This is a genomic window from Allocatelliglobosispora scoriae (assembly GCF_014204945.1).
Taxonomy (GTDB): Bacteria; Actinomycetota; Actinomycetes; order Mycobacteriales; family Micromonosporaceae; genus Allocatelliglobosispora; species Allocatelliglobosispora scoriae.
This window is the reverse complement of the sequence record NZ_JACHMN010000002.1, coordinates 3,705,575-3,727,133: the sequence shown is the minus strand read 5'-3', so window position 1 is coordinate 3,727,133 and position 21,559 is coordinate 3,705,575. Positions and strand designations below refer to the sequence as shown.

14 protein-coding genes and 2 tRNA genes are annotated in these 21,559 nt (G+C 67.9%); 9 read left to right on the top strand and 7 right to left on the bottom strand.

Going from position 1 to position 21,559, the window contains the following annotated elements:
* Nucleotides 1-420 precede the first annotated feature (420 nt).
* On the top strand, nucleotides 421-552 hold the full coding sequence (locus F4553_RS41910; RefSeq protein WP_281395040.1) for a hypothetical protein: 132 nt from the start codon (nucleotides 421-423) through the stop codon (nucleotides 550-552).
* Between the two features lie 131 nt (nucleotides 553-683).
* Here F4553_RS41910 and F4553_RS22570 read toward each other — a convergent pair whose 3' ends face one another.
* The gene (locus tag F4553_RS22570) at nucleotides 684-2,141 is read right to left on the bottom strand and encodes a helix-turn-helix domain-containing protein (protein WP_184839029.1); all 1,458 of its coding nucleotides are present in this window, start codon (nucleotides 2,139-2,141) and stop codon (nucleotides 684-686) included.
* 239 nt (nucleotides 2,142-2,380) lie between these two features.
* Nucleotides 2,381-2,737 carry a GntR family transcriptional regulator gene (locus tag F4553_RS22565; protein ID WP_184839027.1) on the bottom strand — a complete coding sequence of 119 codons (357 nt, stop codon included), beginning with the start codon at nucleotides 2,735-2,737 and terminating at the stop codon, nucleotides 2,381-2,383.
* Nucleotides 2,738-3,039: 302 nt separating this feature from the next.
* Here F4553_RS22565 and F4553_RS22560 point away from each other — a divergent pair, with 302 nt between their 5' ends.
* From F4553_RS22560 to F4553_RS22545, 4 genes are all read left to right on the top strand, one after another.
* A complete protein-coding gene (locus F4553_RS22560; RefSeq protein WP_184839025.1) occupies nucleotides 3,040-3,357 on the top strand; it encodes a hypothetical protein in 318 nt (105 codons plus the stop codon).
* 119 nt (nucleotides 3,358-3,476) lie between these two features.
* Nucleotides 3,477-5,012, top strand: coding sequence for a replication initiator (locus F4553_RS22555; RefSeq protein ID WP_184839023.1), 1,536 nt, complete (start codon nucleotides 3,477-3,479; stop codon nucleotides 5,010-5,012).
* Between the two features lie 23 nt (nucleotides 5,013-5,035).
* On the top strand, nucleotides 5,036-5,215 hold the full coding sequence (locus F4553_RS43010; protein ID WP_184839021.1) for an excisionase family DNA-binding protein: 180 nt from the start codon (nucleotides 5,036-5,038) through the stop codon (nucleotides 5,213-5,215).
* Entirely contained in the window at nucleotides 5,215-6,486 is a 1,272-nt protein-coding gene (locus F4553_RS22545) for a tyrosine-type recombinase/integrase (protein WP_184839019.1), read from the top strand. Before F4553_RS43010 ends, F4553_RS22545 begins: the two co-directional genes overlap by 1 nt.
* Before the next feature lie 76 nt (nucleotides 6,487-6,562).
* Here F4553_RS22545 and F4553_RS22540 read toward each other — a convergent pair.
* Together F4553_RS22540 and F4553_RS22535 are read right to left on the bottom strand one after the other, a co-directional pair.
* Nucleotides 6,563-6,638: transfer RNA gene (locus F4553_RS22540), tRNA-Arg, on the bottom strand.
* A gap of 68 nt (nucleotides 6,639-6,706) precedes the next feature.
* Nucleotides 6,707-6,797, bottom strand: a tRNA-Ser gene (locus F4553_RS22535).
* A 214-nt stretch (nucleotides 6,798-7,011) separates the two neighbouring features.
* Here F4553_RS22535 and F4553_RS22530 point away from each other — a divergent pair.
* Nucleotides 7,012-9,252: an MSCRAMM family protein gene (locus F4553_RS22530; protein WP_184839017.1), complete on the top strand. Its 2,241-nt coding sequence runs from the start codon at nucleotides 7,012-7,014 to the stop codon at nucleotides 9,250-9,252.
* Here F4553_RS22530 and F4553_RS22525 read toward each other — a convergent pair.
* Nucleotides 9,228-10,340 carry a globin domain-containing protein gene (locus F4553_RS22525; protein ID WP_184839015.1) on the bottom strand — a complete coding sequence of 371 codons (1,113 nt, stop codon included), beginning with the start codon at nucleotides 10,338-10,340 and terminating at the stop codon, nucleotides 9,228-9,230. The two genes, F4553_RS22530 and F4553_RS22525, sit on opposite strands and share 25 nt — an antisense overlap.
* A gap of 109 nt (nucleotides 10,341-10,449) precedes the next feature.
* Here F4553_RS22525 and F4553_RS22520 point away from each other — a divergent pair, with 109 nt between their 5' ends.
* Both F4553_RS22520 and F4553_RS22515 read left to right on the top strand, forming a co-directional pair.
* Complete coding sequence (locus F4553_RS22520; protein WP_184839013.1) at nucleotides 10,450-11,208, top strand: CPBP family intramembrane glutamic endopeptidase; 759 nt, start codon at nucleotides 10,450-10,452, stop codon at nucleotides 11,206-11,208.
* 155 nt (nucleotides 11,209-11,363) lie between these two features.
* Entirely contained in the window at nucleotides 11,364-14,333 is a 2,970-nt protein-coding gene (locus F4553_RS22515) for a S8 family serine peptidase (protein ID WP_312875309.1), read from the top strand.
* A 46-nt stretch (nucleotides 14,334-14,379) separates the two neighbouring features.
* On the opposite strand, the gene F4553_RS22510 is transcribed toward F4553_RS22515, so the two are convergent.
* Nucleotides 14,380-15,972 (bottom strand): peptide deformylase, encoded by a 1,593-nt coding sequence (locus F4553_RS22510; RefSeq protein ID WP_184839011.1) that lies wholly within the window; start codon nucleotides 15,970-15,972, stop codon nucleotides 14,380-14,382.
* Between the two features lie 245 nt (nucleotides 15,973-16,217).
* Between F4553_RS22510 and F4553_RS22505 the strand changes: the two genes are divergently transcribed.
* Nucleotides 16,218-17,057: a hypothetical protein gene (locus tag F4553_RS22505; protein ID WP_184839009.1), complete on the top strand. Its 840-nt coding sequence runs from the start codon at nucleotides 16,218-16,220 to the stop codon at nucleotides 17,055-17,057.
* Nucleotides 17,058-17,223: 166 nt separating this feature from the next.
* Here F4553_RS22505 and F4553_RS22500 read toward each other — a convergent pair whose 3' ends face one another.
* On the bottom strand, nucleotides 17,224-21,324 hold the full coding sequence (locus F4553_RS22500; protein ID WP_184839007.1) for a M28 family peptidase: 4,101 nt from the start codon (nucleotides 21,322-21,324) through the stop codon (nucleotides 17,224-17,226).
* Between the last annotated feature and the right edge of the window lie 235 nt (nucleotides 21,325-21,559).

Here is a 21,559-nt window from a genome sequence, read left to right as displayed (position 1 = left end):
GGTCCTGGTTTCTGCCGGCACCGCCACCACCGACGGGGCGTGAGGTGACCGCGCAAGGCTGGCGGTGCCGGCAGAAACCAGGAAGTCTCCGACCGGGCCGATGGTAGGCGGGGAACCTCCCCGGAGCCGGAGCGCTTGAGGGGTTTGACCTTCAGGAGAGCTTGGATTGCTCAGGTGACGGCGTGGCGGGAGCAACGGTCAGGTCCGTCGATCAGGTCCGCAAAAGTAAGAGCACATGAAGTCTTGCTGGCGGTAAAGGCAGATAACTACTACAACCTTTACCCCCTCCCTCCCCCTAAAGATCATCCTGGGGTTGAGGTTCTGGAGCTGCGGCAACGCGTTGCCGATGGCCGCGCGGGCTGCTCAGTCGATCATCGGGCGCATGGTCGTGGCGTCAACCGTATTGATCGATGAGGCGTGATGGGTGTCGTGTTCCTGCTGGTCGTGGCGATGCTGGACCCGGCCCGGGTCGGTCGCCCAGCGCGCGGAACGCTGGCGCAGGGCGAGCCGAACCCGGGCGCGGTCCGCTTGCGGGCCGCCTTGACCTCGTAAGGAAAATTTCGACAGACCACAACAGGCTCTATCGATCTTCTTGGGCTGACGAAATTGACAGAGCTTCGGATGGTTGGACTGGCAAGCCTTGCGCTGGTTCGGTCGCGCACCTGCATGAGCTGGCTGAGCTGCTACATGCCCAGAATGCTCTCGCGGTGCTGCCATGCAAGCTCGATACATCCCGCTCCCGCCGGAGCGATCATCCCGCTGTTCATGATGCTCTCGATGCCCTCGGCGGTGAAGGGAACTCGCTGGTTGATGACGGTTCCTTCGTCGTTGACCTCGACGAAGTCATGTGCGAGGTCGTCGAACACGTCGGCATCGAAGACGACCACTGTGAGTATCTCGCCGACGAGGGTCAGCGCGTCGAGGGCGACTCCTAAGCACAAGGCTCTGACTCGACCTTCTGCTCGTGCAGCGTCAAGCGATAGGAACGGTTCCTGGTCGTAGCTGACGGGTTGCCCGCTGCCCTCGTGCTCTGGGTTGCCGAAGAGTTCTTCGGAGTACTCACGCTGAGTGTTGCGCCACAGGTCGAAGTCTGTGTTCAGCGCGGATGGCAGGACGCTGGATGGCTGGAACACGCCCGATGGGATGACCTGAAGCATGCCGCCTGCTACCGCTACTCGGCGTGGATCACGCTTGTGCAGGATGAAGCTGGCGCCGTCCGGACCTTGCCGAATCGTCAGAGTGTCGATAGACGGGAGCAACGGACGCCGGCCGAAGTCGAAAGGGCTGCCGATGAGCTTGCGGAACGGCAGATCCCGCATCACCGGTGGCTTGGTGCCGATCGAGCCGTCTCCATCGAGGTGTACGAACGCGGTCTCATGGGCGAGTGCCTCGTACGTGTCGACGCCCGCAAAGTAGGTGCTCGGGCCGAACCTCATCGCCCCCTTGCCTACGGTCCATTCGAGGTCGAGCATCCGCCAGCACGGGCGGCTCTCGAACAAGCGGGGTGGGTCGAGGTCACGGACTGCTTGCGTGTATCGCGGGTAGTGGCGGGTCAGGTTTGAACGCGGCCTGACGTTGTCTGATTCCTGTTCGGTCCCGTTGATCGCAGGTTCCGGCGGTGCGGCGTCGTAGGTGAGTTCGATGTCCGCTAGGTCGACAGGTTCGTCGGGGAGCCAGCCTGGGGCGGTGAGTAACCCGGTGCGGCCGAGACGCACGCTGCTGTCGTAGACCTGTGCTGCCAACTGCGTTAGTCCGGGCCGCTGGGCGTTCATCGCGCGTCGGGTACGTCGCCATGCATCCTGGCTGTGCACCACACGAGGGTCTAGGTCCACGTCCTCAACTTCCGCGTAGGCGTACTTTGCTGGCTCTGGTCTAACGGTCTTCGGCTCTTCGCGGTGAAGGTGTAGGCCGAGTTCATCGACGGTGACGCTGAACACTTCTGCCAGGAGCCGACGGTAAAGCGGTGAAGGGGTGGCATACCCCCGTTCCCAGCGGCTAACCGCGTTCGACGTGACGACCTGGCCCGCGCGGCCGTCGCGGTTGGCGATGTCGTTCATGCGCTCTGCCACATCCTGCTGAGACAACCCTGCTGCGGTGCGGAGGTTGTACAACGTGCCGTTGGGAGATGCGTTCCCGGTCATCGACGTATCCCTAGATAGGCATTGATTAGGCACTCCGTAGGCAGGCTACGGGCGTCAGGCTCTTGCTGCCTACCCGCTGCCGTGGACGTGCCGCGTGAATGCTGTTCTGATATGCCTGCTGAGCTGGTGTTCTTAAAGCATGACGAACCCGAGCCGGGCCGCGACCCTGAGTCAACGAATCGAGGAGTTGGCCGACCTCGTCAACACTCTGACCAACCGCGTTGCCGCACTTGAGGACGCTACTTTCGAGCAGCCTCGATCGCAGTTACCCGCTGCTCAAGGCTCCGTAGCTGAGCAAGTACGTCGTCAAGGCGCTCAATGAGGTCGCCTTCCTCCGCCTCGCTCACATCGGCCGCAGGCTCGCCAACGAACACGCCTCGGCCCTTCCACGAGACGAGTAGGCCTTCGGCCTTTAAGACGCGCAGCGCCTGCCAGATCGTCATCGGTGCTACGCCGTACGCCTCGGAGAGCAGTCGGGCTGACCTGATGCGATCACCGGTCTTGAGAGTCCCGGCGGCGATCGAAGCTCGGATGTCATCTGCGATCTGCACATACGGGGGCCGTGGATCGTTGGCCAGGATCTTCGACTCGGACATGGACCAAGGTTACCGACCTAGACAAGCCTAGTCACCTAAAGGTATCTAATAATCTTGGCAACCTATCTAGACAGGCCTAGCAACGTCGCGCTATGGTCTAGACACCACTAGATAAGTTCGGCCCCGTCGGGAGGCAACCCAACGAGGCCAGCGCACCGAAGTCTCCTCGCGAAAGGACTGGTTCGATGCTCGTTCAGTCTACCGCTCCGGCGGTAACCCAGCTCAAGCCCCTTCGTCTTAACTTCGCTCAGACGTGTATCTGGTGCTCGACCCGGTGGTGTGAGTCGGCCAGGTGTGTCGAGGTGCACGAGGCGTCCGCCTGGATGATCTGCCCGACCTGCGACGGTGGCACCGAAGCTCCGCACGGTCTGGAGGGCGAGGCCTGCCACTGCGTGTGGGGTCTCGTCGAGGCTGCCTTCTCGGCCGTCGTACCCGAGGTTGCCCGTACCGAGCCGGACCGTGTTGCCGCACAGCCGCGCAAGCTCGCTCATCCGCGTCCGGCGCCTCGTGAGCCGTTGACGTTCCATGCTGAGGCTCCCCACGTCTCGACGAACGAGGTCTACGTGCACAGGTCCGGCCCGGCGCGGATGGTCTCCGGCCCGGTCATGGACAAGCGGTAGCCGCGTCCTCGTCCCGGTCCTCGTCCCCACATCGACGGACGGCAGCTCAACGCGCCGTCGCACCCCGAACTCCGGACCTCGCTCCGTGACACCCGGACAGCCCTGAAGGGAGGTGCCCCGTGACCACTGCGCTCAAAACCCAGCCCCACCCGATCGACGATGCTCAGCGTGACCTGACCCGGGCCCTCCTCGAAGGGCTGTCCGGACTCACCCTCGCCGACAACAACCCCGACACCGCCGCGCTCTTCGACCGGGCCAGCAAGCCCGGCTTCGGTCGCTGGTTCGAGCACGCCGGACGTGCCCGCGGCTGCACCCAACCCGTCCGCCTACGCGGCGAAGTCCTCACGGTCGAAGCGGGAACCGGGCGGCTCCTCGAACGGTTCACGACCGACGACCTTCCCGACGGTGTGCTCTACAAGCCTTGCGGCACAAGGCTTTCGTCGCGGTGCCCGTCATGCGCGGAGGTGTACCGGTGGGACTGCTACCAGCTCATCAAATCCGGACTCGCCGGTGGCAAAGGCGTCCCTGAGAGCGTGGCGACGCATCCGGCTGTGTTCGTCACGCTCACCGCGCCGTCGTTCGGGAAGGTCCACGCGCAGCTATTCACCAACGCGGGCAAGCCCAAGCCCTGCCAGGCGCGCAGCAACCGCCCGAAGTGCGAGCACGGCAAACCGGCGTACTGCATGGCCCACCACGGCGACGACGACCGGCGCATCGGACAGCCCTTGTGCCTGGAGTGCTACGACTACCCCGGGCACGTCATGTTCAACTACCTGTCCGCCCGGTTGTGGGACCGGACCATGCTCCGGATCCGTCGTGCCCTCGGTGCTGCCGGGAACAGCCCGCTGCGGCTGCGGTACGTGAAGGTCGCGGAGTTCCAGCGGCGCGGCGTCGTGCACCTCCACGCCCTGCTCCGCCTGGACGGGTACGACCCCGACCGCCCGGACGCGATCCTGCCTCCTCCGGTCGGGGTCGACCCGGACGGCAACACCGTGCAGCTCTACACCTCGCACGGCTTGAAGCGGGTCGTCGACGACGCCGTGGCCGGCGCTTTCCTGCGGACCGAACCCGACCTGATCCAGCCCGCCGGATGGCGGCTCGCCTGGGGAGGCCACAACAAGACGATCCCGATCACGTCCGGGCTGCCCGGTGGGGAGATGACCGAGCGGCACGTCGCCGGGTACCTCGCCAAGTACGCGACGAAGTCCACCGAGACCTGCGGTGTCGTCGCGGGGCGGATCGACGGCGAGACCATCGACGCGTACACGAACCTCGGCCGTCACGTACACCGCCTGATCAGCATGTGCTGGTCCATGGGTGCGGACCCTCAGTGGTCGGGGATGCGGAGGTCGGCGCACAAGTTCGGGTTCGGCGGGCACTTCCACACCAAGTCCCGCAAGTACTCGACCACCATGGCCGCGCTGCGCAAAGCACGCCGACCCGGCAACCGGCCCCGCCTCACCTCGGTCGGCGACGTGGACCCGGTCCTCACCGCCGAGCAGCTCCGCGACGACGCCGAAGCGACCCTCGCCGTGGCGACCTGGCAGCACGTCGGCAACGGCTGGCGCACGACTGCCGATGCTGCTCTCGCCGCGATGGCCGCTGATGCCGCACGCCAGAGAAGACCACAGGTGAACAGGCCGGACATCGGCTGAGCGACCAGGGGAGGGAGTTGGGCATGGATCGGTTTTTGACCATGGATGAGGCGGGGAGCCTTCTCGGCGTCTCGCGGTGGACGGTCTTTCGTCTCGCCAAGCAACGCAAGCTCGTGGCCGTCACGGTCTCGACCCGGGCGCGGCGGATTTCTGAGGCTTCCGTCCGGATCTACATGAACCGCCTAGTTGAGGAGTCATCCTGATGCCAACCGTGACCGCAGCACCCGACGAGGACCCTCCGGGCCGCCGTGCTCGGAGTAGACGCAACGGCGAGGGTTCGATTCGCCAGCGCAAAGACGGCCGGTGGGAGGCTCGGGTCTGGGTCTTCTCGACCGATGGGTCGGAGGTGCGGCGCAGCGTCTACGGGGACTCGTGGGACGAGGCGCATGAGGCGATGATCAAGCTTCAGTCCGACAAGATGGCCGGAGTACGGATTCCGGCCAGCGCGGACACGGTCGGCGACTACCTGGCGTACTGGCTGTCGCAGATCGCGGAGCCTCGGGTGCGCCCGTCGACCATGGCCAGCTACCGGTGGTTGATCACCACCTACGTGCTGCCGTACCTCGGCTCGAAGAAGCTCGCCCGGCTACGGCCTGCCGACATCCGGACGTTCCTCAACCGGCTCAAGGGCGTCTGCCAGTGCTGCGCGCTGGGGAAGGACAAGCGTCGGGTCGAGCGTGGGCAGGCTGCCCGGTGTTGCGCGTTGACGCCTCGGCAGTGCTGCGAGGGCTTCCTGTCGGACGGCTCGGTCCGCTACGCGCATCGGTTGGTGCGGGCCGCGCTGCAAGACGCGATCGTGGATGAGTTGATCGCTACGAATCCGGCTCGTCACCTGCGGATCTCTCACCGGTACCGGCCGAAGTTCACGCCGTGGTCGGCCGATGAGGCGCGGAGCTTCTTGAAGGTGGCCCGGGAGGATCGCTGGTACGCGCTGTACTCGGTGGCTCTCGCGCTGGGGCTGCGCAGAGGCGAAGCGCTGGGACTGCGGTGGGTCGACGTCGATCTGATCGACAACGTGATCAGCATTCGCCGGACATTGCAGCGGGTCAACGGGCAGTTGACCAACGGGCCGGTCAAGACGGAGTCCTCGGATCGCAAGGTCGGCGTGCCCGCTGCGCTGGCCCGGGTGCTGACGCTGCACAAGGCGGAGCAGGCGCGAGAGCGCAAGATCGCGAAGAAGTGGACCGATCACGGGATGGTCTTCACGACGAAGCTCGGGACGCCGATCGAGCCGCGCAACCTCAACCGTCACTTTGATCAACTGTGCGAACGGGCGGGAGTCCCCCGGATCCGGTTTCACGATCTCCGGCACTCCTGCGCAACGATCTTGTACGACCAGGGCGTGCCGATCGAGAACATCCAGGACGTGCTCGGGCACAGCTCGCCGACGATCACCAAGACGATCTACGTCGAGGCAACACGCAAGATCCAGCGTGATGCTGTCGACCGACTGGATTTCCTGTTCGACGACTGACCGTAGGGGTCAAATCTGGGGGTAAACGTGATCAAGGGCCGGTATTCCAGTGACGGAAAACCGGCCCTTGGCCTGCTGGTGCGCCCGAAGGGACTCGAACCCCTAACCTTCTGATCCGTAGTCAGATGCTCTATCCGTTGAGCTACGGGCGCAGGTGCTTGACCAGTTTACACAGACCCTTTCGGACCCGTTAATCGGGTTTCCCCGATCAGGTCGAGCGCGGAGACTCCGGGATTCGAACCCGGGAGGGGCTTTAAGACCCCAACCGCATTAGCAGTGCGGCGCCATAGACCGAACTAGGCGAAGTCTCCCGGATGGCTGTAAGACCATCGCCGGACGAGGATACCCTGCCCCCTCATGGTGGAGCAAAGCGACTTACCCACCGCCGACCGGACCGGCGTGTGCGGAGTGTGTCACGAGGTCACCGCAGGTGGCGCTCGATCGGTACCCTGCGGTCACGGGGAAGTACCAGGCTCGGCCGAGCCGTCCTCGCACCATGTCGTCTTCTCCCCCTTCGAGGACCCCATGAACGCGAAATCACTCCGCCGGGCCTGCGCCGTCGCGCTCGCCTCGGCGATGACCCTGCTCGGGCTCTTCGTCCCGGGCGCTCCCGCACACGCAGCCGCGCCGGGCAGCATCACCGGCGTACTCACCAGGAACGGGGTGCCCGTCGGCATGGCTTGGGTGACGGCCCAGGGTGACGACGGCTACGGCACCGACTACACCAAGGGTGACGGCAGCTTCCGGATCACCGATCTCGCTGCCGGTGCCTACCAGCTCAGCTTCAACGCCCCCGACCACTTCGAGCAGTGGAGCCACGGCAAGACCTCCGCGGCGACCGCCGACCCGATCACGGTCAAGGCAGGCGCCAACACGGTCGTCAACGAGGCACTGCTGCCGGGCGCGACGATCACCGGCAAGCTGGTCGACGCCGACGGCAACGGCGTGCAGACCGGCATCTCGCTCGTGACGGGCACCGACGAGTGGGACGGGGTGGCCTCGGCCTACACCTACGACGGCAGCTTCAGCCTCACCGTGCTGCCGGGCACCTACAAGCTGCGCTTCGACGACGGCGTGCAGGAGCAGTGGGCGCACAACGCGCGTACCTTCGCCACTGCCACGCCGATCGTGGTCGGCTCGATCGGCGAGACCATCACGGTCGACGAGACCAGGCTGCCCACCGGGCGTCTCGCCGGACGCTTCACCGAGGGCGGCGCCGGGGTCGCGGGGGTGGACGTCCAGCTCGACTCGGCATCGAGCGACTATCTCGCGACGACCACCGACGCGAACGGCTACTACGCCTTCGAGCACGTCTTCGGCGGTGCCTACAAGGTCTCCTTCGCGAAGTGGGACGACGAGGACCCGACCCAGCGGTTCCAGCAGTGGGCCTACGGCAAGGTCAGCCTCCAGACGGCCGAATCCGTCACGGTGGTCCCCGGTTCGACCACGACCGTCAACGACTCGCGGCTGCCCACGGGCAGCGTGAAGATCACCGCGAAGGACGCCAGGACCGGTGCGGTGATCAATGATTTCTGGGCGTACGGCGGCGTCCGGTCCGGCGACACGACGAATGGAGCGGTGATCCTCGAGAACGTCGCCATCGGGAGTTACCAGATGGTGATCGGCGGCGCCGGTTACAAGATCCTTGAGAACGTGCCGCTCACGGTCACCGAGGGCGTGCAGACGATCCTCACGGTCCAGCTCGTGCCCTACTCGAAGATCAAGACGAAGGTCGTCGACGCCAAGACCGGCGCGCCCGTCCAGGGTGTCTGCGTCTTCGACACCCAGCCGGGCTTCGCTCGTACCCCCGATGGTTGCGGTGACCCGGAGCGCTACAGCAACGCTGCCGGCGAGGTCACGGTCAACCTGGAGAGCCCGGGCTCCTACCAGCTCTTCGCGCTCCCGCGGCAGGCACCCGGCTACGGCGCCCAGTGGGTCGGAGTCAACGGCGGCACGGGTGACCAGCAATCGGCCAGGCTCACCACGGTCGCCGACGGCGCCACGGTCACGGTTCCGCCGATCAAGCTGGACAAGGCCGGCGTGATCACGGGCAAGGTGACGAGCCAGACCGGCCAGCGGATCCGGTTCGGGGCGGTTGGACTCTTCCCGGAGTATTTCAACGTGGGCGGCAACATCGCCGACGCCGAACTGGACAGCAACGGCAACTACCGGATCGACTTCCTCGGGCCCTACCAGTGGCCGCTGATGTTCCGGGGGGCCGACCACGCCACGCAGTGGAGCGGCACGACGGGCAACCGGCTCGTCGCGTCGAAGATCAAGGTCACGTCGGGCAAGACCACGACGTACAACTACCAGCTCCGGACCGGCCGGGCCGTCGTGTTCACGGTGACCGACCGCAACGCCGGCGGCTTCGTCGTCCTGCACGACGCCGTGAGCGGCGATTACGTCAGCGCGGGCTGGGCGGACAACGGCTCGCCGACGATGACGATGCACGTCCTGAGCGGGGAGCCGATCAAGGTCGCCTGGCTCGGCGGCGCCGGGTGGGAGTGGTTCGGAGGCACCAACTTCGCCAGTGCCTGGAGCTTCGTCCTGGCCCGACCGGCCTATCAGATCTCGCTGGACCACCCGGTGCGCCCACCGACACAGCGGCGTGAGTCGGGCCCGGTCGGCCCCTACCCCCCGGTGCGCGGTTCCCGCGCTGACAGCTCAGCCTGTAAGCCGTCGCCGGGCGGGTGCCGCACCCGCGGTGCCCGCCCGGCGATCGTCGGACAGGCGCCGGATCAGTGCTCGCTGAAGGCGTCGTAGCGGATGCGCATCGAGGAGACCTGCAGCTCGGTGAGGCTGCGCAGAGTGCTGCGGACCATCGGGGGCGACCCCGAGACGTAGAAGTCGTGCTCCTGCCACGGTCCGAACCGGGTCACCGCTTCACTGATCAGCCCTTCTTCGCCGCCCCAGCCCGGATCGGCCGAGCAGACCGGCACGAGCTGCAGCCACGGATAGGCAGCCGCCATCCGCTGCAGGGCCGGCAGGTCGTAGAGGTCGTCGCGGTCGCGAGCGCCGATGAAGACGTGCACCCAGCGAGTGCGGTTGAAGGTCGCGAGCTCCTCGATGAGCGACTTGATCGGCGCCAGTCCGGTCCCGCCCGCCACCATGACGATGTCGTGCGCGGAGCGGCGGTTGAGCGTCATCGAGCCCATCGGGGCGGCTACCCGGAGCAGATCGCCGACCTTGCTGCGCCGGACCAGCGCGCCGGAGACCCAGCCCGCGCCGAGAGCCCGGACGTGCAGGTCGAAGGAGCCGTCCTCGCGGGGGGCGTTCGCGATCGAGTAGGTCCGCCACACCCGGGGGTGGTATTGCGGGCACTCCACGCTCAGGTACTGGCCCGGCCGGAACTCCAGGCTGCCCAGCGGACGGACGGTGATGACTCCGATGTCACGGGACCGCCGCTCGTGCCGGACCACCTCGGCGTGCCACCACGGCGGGTTGGGGTCCGCCTCGGCCCCGGCCAGCATCTTGCGGGCGATGACGTCGTAGGCGTCCCGCCAGGCCTGGTCGTACTCGGGGGTCCACTCGTCCCGGGCGAAGGCGCGCAGGGACTCGATCAGCGCGCTGCCGATCACCTCGTACTGGTCCGGGGTGACGTGGAACTTCCGGTGGTCCCGGCCCAGCGCCCGCAGGTACTCGTCGAACCTGTCCGGGTCGTCGACGGTCTGCACCGCGGTGACGATCGCGCCGAGCAGCCGAGCACGCTGAACGTCCATCGTGACCGGGAAGAGCTCCCGCAGATGTGGATGATTCAGGAAGATACGCGCGTAGAAGTAGCCGGAGAGCTTGTCCTGCTGCTCCTCGACGAGAGTCCAGGACTCCTTCAACAACCGTTGCAGATCCGACACATAACGACCTTGCCCACAGACAGTGACGGTCAGTCGCACACAATGTGCGATTCCCCGTGAATCACCTTCCGTTCGCGCGTGCGCGTCGGCAAGGTGACACGCCTAAAGTGTGCGGGTGGAAACCACCGTACGCAGGCGGCATGAGGTGCTGCTCGTCCTCGGGCTCTCGCTGGGGCAGTCGGCCGTCTACTCCGTCGTCTCGCTCATCGCGAAGCTCACCAAGGACCAGGAGCTCAGTTCCCAGCAGGCGACGCTCAACCCGTCGCAGGCGCCCGGTCGACCGTGGCTCGACCTCTCTCTCCAATTGCTCGGGATCCTCTTCGCACTCGTGCCGGTCGGGATGGCGTACCACCTGCTGGGGCGCGACCCGGGGCGGCCGCGACTGGTGCTGGGGCTGGACCGGCGGCGGCCGCTGCTGGATCTCGGTGGTGGAGCCGCGCTCGCCGCGGTGATCGGCCTGCCGGGCCTCGGGCTCTACCTGCTCGCCCGCGAGCTGGGGCTCAACGCGACGGTGGTGCCGGCGGCGCTCGGCGAGGTCTGGTGGGCGGTGCCGGTGCTGATCCTCGCGGCGCTGGAGAACGCGCTGCTGGAGGAGATCATCGTCGTCGGCTACCTGATGACCCGGCTGCGGCAGCTCGCCTGGTCGCCGGTCGCGGTCATCGCGGCGAGCGCGCTGCTGCGCGGCTCCTACCACCTCTACCAGGGGTTCGGTGCATTCGTCGGCAACGCCGTCATGGGCGTGATCTTCGCGCTCGTCTTCCTGCGGACGAGGCGGGTCGGGCCGCTGATCGTCGCGCACACCCTGCTCGACGTGGTCGCTTTCGTCGGTTACGCGATATTGCGGGATGTGCTGCCCTTCCTCCGGTAATGCCGCGATATTCGGCAGCACCGAGCCTCCGGCATCGAACTATTCGCCGATATCTGGCCGTCCGACGGATGGGTCACCCAGGTTGATCGACATACGTTCATGCCAACGTGGATGCCCGACGGAGCGCGTCCACTGGAGGCAGGAGGTTACCCCTCGTGAGAATCTCGCGACTGGCCGGCAAGAAGTCGGCCATGTTCGCACTCGCCGCTCTATCCACGGCGTTCGTAGCCGCAGGTAACGGCAGTGCACAGGCGGCTCCATCGGGATCCGCGGCAACCAAGATCTACATCGTACAGACCGCGGGCGAGCCGGCGGGCACCTACGCCGGTGGTGTCGCGGGCTACGCCGCCACCAAACCGGCCGAGGGCGAGCGGTTCGACAACACGTCGGCCGCGGCGAAGGCCTACACGGGCCTGCTGCGGACGCGGCACGACAACGTGCTGCGCTCGGTCGGCGCGGCCGACCGCAAGCGTGGCGACCTCTCGACCGTGCTCAACGGTTTCGTGGCCGAGCTCACCGATGCTCAGGCTGCCAAGCTCGCCAAGACCTCCGGTGTGGTGAAGGTCTGGGAGAACGAGATCCGCACGGTCGACACCACCGCGACGCCCAGGTTCCTCGGTCTGACCGGGGACAACGGGGTGTGGAAGAAGAAGTTCGGCTCCACCGACAACGCGGGCGCCGGCATCATCGTCGGCGTCATCGACTCGGGTATCTGGCCGGAGAACGCCGCCTTCGCACCGCTGCCCACCCCGCGCTGGGACCAGTGGCTCATCAACGCGAAGTGGCACGGCACCTGCGACCCGGGCGCCGAGTCCCCGATCGCGTGCAACAACAAGCTGATCGGCGCGCGCTACTACGCGGGCTACGGCAACTCGGTGATCGACGACGAGTTCGTCGGCCCGCGTGACCTCAGCGACCACGGCACGCACACCGCCTCGACCTCGGCGGGCAACACCGATGTCCCGGCAACGATCAACGGCGGCTCCGTGGGCTCCGTCAGCGGCATCGCGCCCGCTGCCCGCATCGCCGTCTACAAGGTGCTGTGGGAGAAGGAGGACCGCACGGGCGCCAGCGGCACCACCGCCGGCATCGTGCAGGCCATCAACGACGCCGTCGCCGACGGTGTCGACGTCATCAACTACTCGATCTCGGGCTCGACCGACGACATCGTCGGACCGGACGAGGCGGCGTTCCGCAACGCCGCGGCCGCCGGTGTCTTCGTCTCCACCTCCGCCGGCAACAACGGCGACAACGGTCCGTCGACGGTCGCGCACAACGCGCCGTGGACCATGACGGTGGCGGCGAGCACGCACGACCGGGGCAACCAGAAGACGGTCACGCTGGGCAACGGCTCCAGCTACACCGGCGTCGGCGTCGTGCCGGGCGCGGTCGCCTCGACCGGGCTCGTCGACTCCGAGTTCATCCCGGCCGCCGGCCAGACCGCGGCGAATGCCCGGCTCTGCATGCCCGGCTCGATCGATCCCGCGCTCGCCGCAGGCAAGATCGTCATTTGTACGCGTGGCGTCAACGCCCGCGTGGAGAAGAGTGCCGTCGTCGGGGCCGCCGGTGGTGTCGGCACGATTCTGGTGAACCCGGCGGTGCAGTCGCTCAACGGTGACTTCCACGCCGTACCGACCGTCCACCTCGGACCCGTCGAGGGCAACGCGATCAAGGCCTACGCGGCCGGCGCCGGTGCCTCGGCGACGGCGAGCTTCTCCATCACGGACCCGACCCCGGTCGTCGCCCCGACGATGGCGGGCTTCTCGTCCTACGGCCCGGCCGTCGCCGGTGGCGGTGACCTGCTCAAGCCGGACATCACCGCGCCCGGCGTCGACATCATCGCCGCCGTGTCGCCCGCCGAGGGCGGCAACAACTTCGACGCGCTCTCCGGTACGTCGATGTCGGCACCGCACGTCTCCGGTATCGCGGCGCTCCTCATGAGCAAGCACCCGCTGTGGACGCCGATGATCGTCAAGTCGGCGATCATGACCACCGCGTACCAGACCGACAACCAGGGCGCCCCGATCCAGCGGCCGCCGACAGTGGCGAACCCGCTGAACTACGGCGCCGGACACATCAGCCCGGCCGCCTCGTTCGACCCGGGCCTCGTCTACACCTCCGGTCCGAAGGACTGGGACGCGTACGCCTGCGCCATCGGCCAGATCCCGGCCTCGGGCTGCGCCTCGGTGCCCGTGATCGACCCGAGCGACCTGAACTACCCGTCGATCGCCGTCGGGGACCTCACAGGCTCGCAGAAGATCAAGCGGACCGTCACCAACGTGACGCTCCTGCCCGCGATCTACAAGGCCACCGCGGTGGCGCCGCCGGGCTTCACCGTCAAGGTGACCCCGTCGACGCTGGTGCTGCTGCCGCTGCAGTCGCAGGCGTTCACGGTGGAGATCACGCGTACCACCGCCGCTCAGCACGCCTGGGCGTTCGGTTCGCTCACCTGGAACCAGACGGCCCTGGGCACGCACTCGGTCCGCAGCCCGATCGCGGTCCGGCCGGTTCCGCTGGCCGCACCGACCGAGCTGGTCACGAGCGGTTCCGGCACCACCGTCAAGGTCAAGGGCGGCTTCGCCGGCACCCTCACCACCACCGTCGCGGGCCTCGTGCCGGCGACGATCACCGGTGGCGTGCTCGACCCGGACGGACCGGACTTCAACACCAACGCACCGGCTGCCAGCAGCCGCACCGCGAAGGTGACGATCACGGTTCCGGCCGGCGGTCTCGGCCGGGTCGGCACCTATGACGCCGACTACATGGGCGGCACCGACATCGACGTGTTCACCTACCTGGCGGGCACTGCGACGACGGCCGGCCAGAGCGCCGGGGGGACCGCTCAGGAGATCGTGACCCTGGGCCCGGGCAGCTACGACATCTACTACTCGCTCTTCGACGCAGCCGCGCCGACGACGATCAAGGGACACTCGTTCGTGCTCGACGGCACGGCGGCGGGCAACTTCACCGCCACTCCGGCCAGCGCTCCGATCACGGTCAACGGCACGGTCACCCTCACCGTGGCGTGGACCGGACTCACCCCCGGCACCCGCTACCTGGGGACGCTCAGCTACGGCGACGGGACGTCGGTCGTGGGCAGCACGATCGTCACGGTGAACAGCTAAGAAGCACCGGTAAGGAAGGGGCGCCGCGGTCCGCGGCGCCCCTTCTCTATGCCTGGTACTGCCAGGGCTGGCCGGACGAGTGGTGGCGCTCCAACGGGATCAGCTCCGCGTCCTGCGGCATCCGGTCCAGGTAGAGGCGCCCGTCGAGGTGGTCGACCTCGTGCTCGACGAGGCGCGCGAGGCCGCGCTCGAAGGTGCTCACCACCCGGCCGCCGTCGAAGCGCTGGTGCTCCACCTCGATCCGCAGCGGGCGCGGCACGAGACCGCGCAGGTCGAAGAAGGACAGGCATCCCTCGATCTGCTCGTCGATCTCGGTCGAGACGCCGACGATCCGAGGGTTGAGCAGCACGAACGGCTCCCCCGACCCCGGTGGCAGCACGACGGCGATCGCCGCGTCGACACCGATCTGCACCGCGGCGAGCCCGAGGCCCTTGCCGAAGTCGTGCAGCCGCGAGATGTGGCCCAGGGCCTCCTGCAGCCTGCCCACCGTCGCCCGGGCGAGAACCTCCTCGTCGGGCAGGGCGAGCCGTCGGGCACTGCCGCGCAGCTCCGCGCCGCCCAGCCGGTCCTGCCGGGCAGCGCCGGCGGTGAGGGGCGCGTCGCCGGTCTCGGGGAGGGGCCATTGGCGTACGCCGACGGCTGCCATCCGCGCACCCGGAGTCACCTGGGTGTTCCCGCCGATCGCGGGCGGTGCCGACGGCACCGCCCGGAAGCGCCACTGCAGCCGGAAGCGGGCGTTGAGGGTCGGGTTGTCGGTGGTCCAGGTGAAGACCGACCGGTCACCCTCCGACTCCTTCTCAATGGGGGTACGCAGCGGAGCCTCCTCCGCCGACATGGAGGTCTCGATGCCCCACACCTGCGGATCCAGCGCGGCGGGCAGGTCGATGCGGACCGTCATCCGGCGGGTGGGCAGCCGGACCGCACGCTGGAACCAGTTGCCCCACTTGTCCTCGCCGACCCGGTAGGAATAGGTGATCATCGTGCGCTCACCCGGGTAGAGCGGGAAGCGGCCGTCCTCGTTCTCGAAGAGGAGCCAGACCTCCTTGAAGGCGTCGCGGTCCTGCTTGACCCGCCAGCGCATCGACTCGGCCACTCCCGTGTCACCGCAGGAGGCCTGGATGTCGAGCTCGGCGATGGTGAGCGGGTGGTCGCGGTGATGCTGGTTGGACCGGCTCGGGTCACCCGGGTAGCGGTCGACCGCGACCCGGATGAGATATCTGCTCACCGGCTCGCGCCCCGCGTTGTAGAGCGAGCGCCGCACCGTCGTGGCATAGCCGCCGTCGAGATAGGCCAGGGAGGCCTCCTCCTGCTCCACCACGAGGCCCGTGCCCGGCGGGAGCCACTGCTGTGGCACCTGGGCATCCCGGGTCACCAGGGTGGTCAGGGTGCGGCCGTGCCGTGCCTCGTCGAAGTCCTGGAAGCGCTGCCAGATCGCCCCGTCGGCGCCGAGCACCATGTCGGCACGCCGGGCGAAGTCCTCGGTGGGTCGGTGGCGCCGCCCCTCCACGTGACTCACGTAGGACGGGTCGAAACCCATCAGCCCCGCGAGCTGCTTCTTCGACATGCCTCTCTCGACCCGCCATCGGGCCAACTCGGTAGCGAACGCTTCTGCCGACCGCTCCACGCCGGACGTGGTCATGCGTTCACCTCCGCGAACAGATAGTCCAGTTTCCGGCTCTTCCACTCCCTATAAAACGTAGTGTTTTGTACCCGACAAATGCATTGACAGTTTTTGGAACCGATCATCAAGAACAGCGGGACATGAGTCGGATTTCCGGGGACACTCGGCGTGTAACCGTTAGGCGGAGTGGTAAGGCTAACCTTAGTCAGCTAGGCTGGCGGTGCTCCAAGGCTTCAGTTACTCCTGGAAGAAGGTGTGCGGGGATGACGGCTCCTGCGTTCGCGGCGACGCGAGCACCGGCCCGTACCCTGAGCTGCACTGTGCCCGAACTGCACAACTTCGCCTGGGAGCCGATCGAGGCAGCCCTCTCCGCGATGCGTTCGCACGCCGGTGAGGCATCGACCGCCGGGCTCGCGACGCCTTTCTTCGCCGCCGACCGCACCGACTGGACGCCCGCGGCGACACTCGTCAGCGGCGACTCGCTCACCGCGCTCCTCGACGTCGCCGCGCACCGCTGGTCGGCCGCGCCTCACGCCGCCGCAGCGCTGGCCTGGAAGAGCTACAGCTACTGGGCGTCGCTGCCGATCGTGCTCGGCTGGGCCTCGGCCCGCCGGGTTCCCCTGCTCACCGCCGGGCAGACGCTGGTGCGGCTCAGCGGCGGCGAGATGCGCTTCGCCGGTGCCGCCCCCGACTGGGCGGTGCTCCCCGACGACCCGTTCGCCATGGTGGCCCCGGTCTGGGCCGACGGCGCAAAGGTGATCATCGCCCCCGACGAGGAGGCGCTGCTGCGGATCGTCCGGGAGACGCTGCTCGACCAGCACCTCGACCCGCTGCTCGACGGCATCCGCGAGCGGGTGCGGATCGGCCGCCGGACCCTGCTGGGCTCGGTCGCGTCAGGCATCTCCTACGGCATGATCCGGGCCGAGGTCGGCCTGCCCTGCGGCACCCAGGAGTCCCTGGCGAGGCTGCTCACCGCGCTCGACCTGGACGACCTGGTCGAGGTCTCCGCCGAGGCCGACGGGCTCGCCGTGCGACGCAAGACCTGCTGCCTCGCGTTCACCCTCGACCAGCCCAAGGTCTGCTCCGGCTGCTGCATCCGCTAGCTCCCGCTCCCGGCCACTGCTCGCTGCGTGCCCAAGATCGCCGCAACTCTTCAAGAGTTGGTCCTATGGGAAGCCCGCGCTCAGCTCGGTGGACGACTGCGGGCCGCCCCCTGTGGTGGGGACGGCCCGCATCTGATCGGTCAGGGGCCTGGCACCCCCGGCCGGATCAGCTCACCTGAAGAGTCACGTCGTCGACGACGAAGCTCGTCTGCAGGTTGGTGTCCTCGGTCGCGGTGAAGGTCAGCGTGACCGTCTGACCGGCGTACGCGCCGAGGTTGACCGTGCGCTGCGTGTAGCCGGCGGCCGCGTTCACGTTGGAGAGGGTCGTCAGCGTGGTGCCGTTGACCCGGACCCGGAACGTGTCGTAGGCCACCGCTTCGTACTCAGCGGTGTCGATGTGGAGCCAGTAGGTCAGCACCGCGCTGGTGCAGCCGGCCGGGATCGTGACGCTCTGGTTGATCGTCTCGGTCGAGGCGTAGCCGTAGCCGACGAGGTAGGAGACCGCGACGCCGGAGTGTGCGGGCTGGCCCGCGTGCACGCCGATCGTCGTGGTGGTGCCGGTCCACGGCGAGACACCCGACTCGAAGCCGCCGTTGCTGACGACCTGGGCCGGAGTGCAGCCACCGGTCCCGGTGACGGTGATCGTGTAGGTGGTGCTGTGCGACACGGAACCCGAGCCGGTGATGGTGATGGTGTAGGTGCCGAGCGCCGTGGACGCCCCGACCGAGATCGTCGCGGTCGAGGAGTTGCCCGAGGTCACCGACGACGGGCTGAAGGAGACCGTCACGCCCGACGGAGCGCCCGACGCGGACAGGCTGACCGTCTGCGCCGAACCGCTGACCGTCGCGGTCGAGACCGTGGTGGTGACCGACGAACCCCGGTTGGCGCTGCCCGACGACGGGTTCGCCGCGATGGAGAAGTCGTTCGCCGGAGCGGTGCCGATCGTGAGCGAGTAGGTCGCCGTCCGGGTCACGCTGCCCGAGCCCGTCACCGTGATGGTGTAGGTGCCCGTGGCCGCGCTCGCCGACGCTGCAACGGTCATCGTGGAGCTGTTGCCGGAGGTCACCGACGACGGGCTGAACGAGACCGTCACACCCGACGGAGCACCCGACGCGGAGAGGCTGACCGTCTGCGCCGAACCGCTCGTCGTGGCCGTGCTGACCGTCGAGGTCACCGAGGAACCCGGCTGCACGCTGCCCGAGCCGGGGTTGAGCCCGACCGAGAAGTCGTTGGCCGGCGTCGAGCCGACCGCCCGGTCCCAGATGGTGTACGCGATACCGTCGGCCGCACGGTTCAGGCCGGTGGCGTTGATGTTGGTGGTGGTGTCGCAGGACGAGTGGTAGCAGGAGTCGTACGCGGCTCCGGCCGTGCCGCCCCACTTCGTCGCCTGAGCCGACGTCTTCGTGGCGCTGGCACCCATGGCATAACCCGAGGTGGGGATGCCGACCGCCTGGAACGACGCGTCGTCCGAGCGGCCCTGCCCCTCGACGTTCTCCTCCGGAGCCAGGCCGAGCGAGGTCCAGTAGGCCTTCATCGGCGCGGAAGCGGTGGAGTTGACGTTGTTGATGAAGTAGCCACCGTTCTTCGACGCGATCATGTCGAAGTTGTAGTACGCCTTGATCTTGGCGCGGTTGGCCGACGAGAGGGAGTTGGCGTAGAACTCGGAGCCGTTGAGGCCCTGCTCCTCATCCGTCCACCAGCCGAACCGGATCCGGTTGGTCATCGTCGGGTTGGTCGCGGCGAGCACCAGCGCGTTCTCCAGCAGTGCCGCGGAGCCCGAACCGTTGTCGTTCATGCCCGGACCGGCCGAGACGCTGTCGAGGTGGGCGCCGAACATGTAGACGTTGTCGGCGTTGCCCTGCGGCCACTCGGCGATCAGGTTCGGACCGGCACCGGCGGTGCAGCCCGAGGTGCAGGGCTGCTCGGTGACGGTGTAGCCCGCCGTCTGCAGTTTGCCCTTCACGTACGCGACCGACTGGAGGTAGCCGTTGGTCGTGGACCGCCGGTTGCCGCCGTTGTTGGTGGCGATCGTCTGGAGCTGGGTCAGGTGCGCCTGGACGTTGGCGACGTTGATGTCCGGGACACCGCCCGACACCGTGCCGACGGTCAGCGTGTACTGAGCGGTGCGGCTCACGCTGCCCGAACCGGTGACCGTGATGGTGTAGGTCCCGGCGGTCGTGCTCGCCGCCGCGGCGACGGTCATCGTGGAGCTGTTGCCGGAGGTCACCGACGACGGGCTGAACGAGACCGTCACACCCGACGGAGCACCCGACGCGGAGAGGCTGACCGTCTGCGCCGAACCGCTCGTCGTGGCCGTGTTGACCGTCGAGGTGGTCGAGGCGCCCGGCGCGACGTTGCCCGAGCCCGGGTTGAGCCCGATCGAGAAGTCGTTCTGGGAGACCGTGCCCACCGTCAGGGTGTACTGAGCCGTGTGCGTGACGCTGCCCGTACCCGTCACGGTGATCGTGTAGGTCCCGGCGGCCGCACCGGCCGACGCAGCGACAGTCATCGTGGAGCTGTTGCCCGAGGTCACCGACGACGGGCTGAAGGAGACCGTGACACCCGAGGGCGCGCCCGACGCGGACAGGTTGACCGTCTGCGCCGTGCCGATCGTGGTGGTGGAGACGGTCGAGGTGACCGAGTTGCCCGGCTGCACCGTGCCCGAGGTGGGGCTGGTCGCGATGGTGAAGTCGCTGCTCTGCGCCGTGCAGGTCGGCTCACCGGACTGGGCCGGCAGCGTGATCGCGTTCCACGCGTCCTTCGTGCGGTTGTAGAGGTTGCAGGTCGAGTCCAGGTTCTTCGCCGCCGTGAGGGTGGCGATGCGGTACTTCTTGTAGGTCATGCCGCTCGTCTTGAGCAGCATGCCGCCATAGAAGATCTTGCCCGCGGTCTGGATGCCGACACCCGTCACCGACGACGGTCCGCCGGAGCAGATCGGGCTGCTCGGCTTGCCGCCACCGGGGGCGTTGCCCTCGGAGAGCAGGTAGAACCAGTGGTTCAGCGGACCGGCCGCCGCGTGCACCTCGGTGCCCGGGATGGACGACGAGTAGCAGTTGGGGTCGCCGCCGACGAGGGACGGGTTGTACATGTTGCGGATCGGACCGTTGCCGGTGAGGTTGATCTCCTCGCCGACCGTGAAGTCCGGCGGGTCATAGGCGGACGACTGGTTGGCGTAGGCCTCCGTCAGCGCACCGAAGATGTCACCGGTGCCCTCACCGAGCCCGGCCTCCTGGGACGTGCCGCCGGGGGTGTTCTGGTCGATGCCGTGGCCGTACTCGTGGCCCACGACATCCATCGCCGAGATCCACTCGCTGGCCTGGTTGCGGCCGATCGTGATCCGCGACCCGTCCCAGTACGCGTTGACCTCGCCGAGGCCGACCAGCGTCGGCCAGCTGCCGCCGTTGCCGTTGTGCCCGTTGCGGCCCAGCCAGTTGACCAGCATGTCCCACTGCTTCTGCGCCGCGTACATCACGTCGACGCAGCCGGTCTCCTTGCTGGTGCCGACACCGTTGCCCCAGACGTCGTCCGAGCCCGAGAAGACCGTGCTGTTGGCGTAGTCGCCACAGGACAGGGTCGAGTGGGCCGGGTCGCGCAGCGAGTAGGTGCTGCCCGACTGGGTGGTCGCGATCGTCAGCGGGTTCGGGCCGTTCCACTTGCCCGTACCCGTGCCGGCCACCACGTCGTCGCGCTGCGCGAGCACCGCACCGGAGCGCGCGTCGACGAAGACGTGCAGGTGGCTCGGGGCCGTCGCGGTCCGCCCGACGAGCACGGTCTCCCAGGCGAGGCGAGGCGTGTCGTCCTTCACGTGCACCACGAGGCGGCGCGACTCGACACTGTCCACCTTGGGCAGTCGAGCCCGGCTCGCCTGCTCGGCGGTGGCGGCGGTGACGGACGGCAGCGTACCGATGGAGATTTTCGCGGAGGTCGCGGCGGCGATGGCGCGGACGGCACCCTGGCCGTCCGCGAGAACCGCGGCGTCTCCACCGACGACCGGCAGGCCGCGGTAGGTGCGCTGGTAGGCGATCGAGTAGAGGCCGTTGACCCATGGCGTGACCATGTGGCGGTCGTACTGCTCGTTCGGGCCCTTCGCCAGCGCGTCGAGGCCGCTGGCGGCGGCCCGGTCGGCGGCGTTGAGCGCGAGGGCGAGCGGGTTCGGCACTGGCGTGGCCTTCGGCGGGGCAGCGGAGGTGGCCTGTGCGGCCAGCACCACCGTCATCCCGGCGATCACGGCCAGGGATAACCCGGCCGTCACCGTTCTGCGAATCATTTCGGCTCCTGGGGGTAGGTGAGCCGCTTGATGCGGCGCCCCGAGCCAACCAAAGGCACTAGTCGATGTAAGCCCTTTGCCGCCCTTGCCCTCCCCTTGCGGATTCACGTCACGGCAATCAGGGGTTCATATGAGTCGTCGCCTATCGCCGGCCGGCACCGGGCCGACCCGTCCTCCTCGGGCGGGTCCTGCGTACCGGGGCGGAATTCGAGATCCTGCCAACGAAGTAGCGCCG

Coding starts and splice junctions, on each gene's coding strand:
- F4553_RS41910 (WP_281395040.1), top strand. CDS start 421: ATGGGTGTCGTGTTCCTGCTGGTCGTGGCGATGCTGGACCCGGCCCGG.
- F4553_RS22570 (WP_184839029.1), bottom strand. CDS start 2,141: ATGACCGGGAACGCATCTCCCAACGGCACGTTGTACAACCTCCGCACC.
- F4553_RS22565 (WP_184839027.1), bottom strand. CDS start 2,737: ATGTCCGAGTCGAAGATCCTGGCCAACGATCCACGGCCCCCGTATGTG.
- F4553_RS43010 (WP_184839021.1), top strand. CDS start 5,036: ATGGATCGGTTTTTGACCATGGATGAGGCGGGGAGCCTTCTCGGCGTC.
- F4553_RS22545 (WP_184839019.1), top strand. CDS start 5,215: ATGCCAACCGTGACCGCAGCACCCGACGAGGACCCTCCGGGCCGCCGT.
- F4553_RS22530 (WP_184839017.1), top strand. CDS start 7,012: ATGAACGCGAAATCACTCCGCCGGGCCTGCGCCGTCGCGCTCGCCTCG.
- F4553_RS22510 (WP_184839011.1), bottom strand. CDS start 15,972: ATGACCACGTCCGGCGTGGAGCGGTCGGCAGAAGCGTTCGCTACCGAG.
- F4553_RS22505 (WP_184839009.1), top strand. CDS start 16,218: ATGACGGCTCCTGCGTTCGCGGCGACGCGAGCACCGGCCCGTACCCTG.
- F4553_RS22500 (WP_184839007.1), bottom strand. CDS start 21,324: ATGATTCGCAGAACGGTGACGGCCGGGTTATCCCTGGCCGTGATCGCC.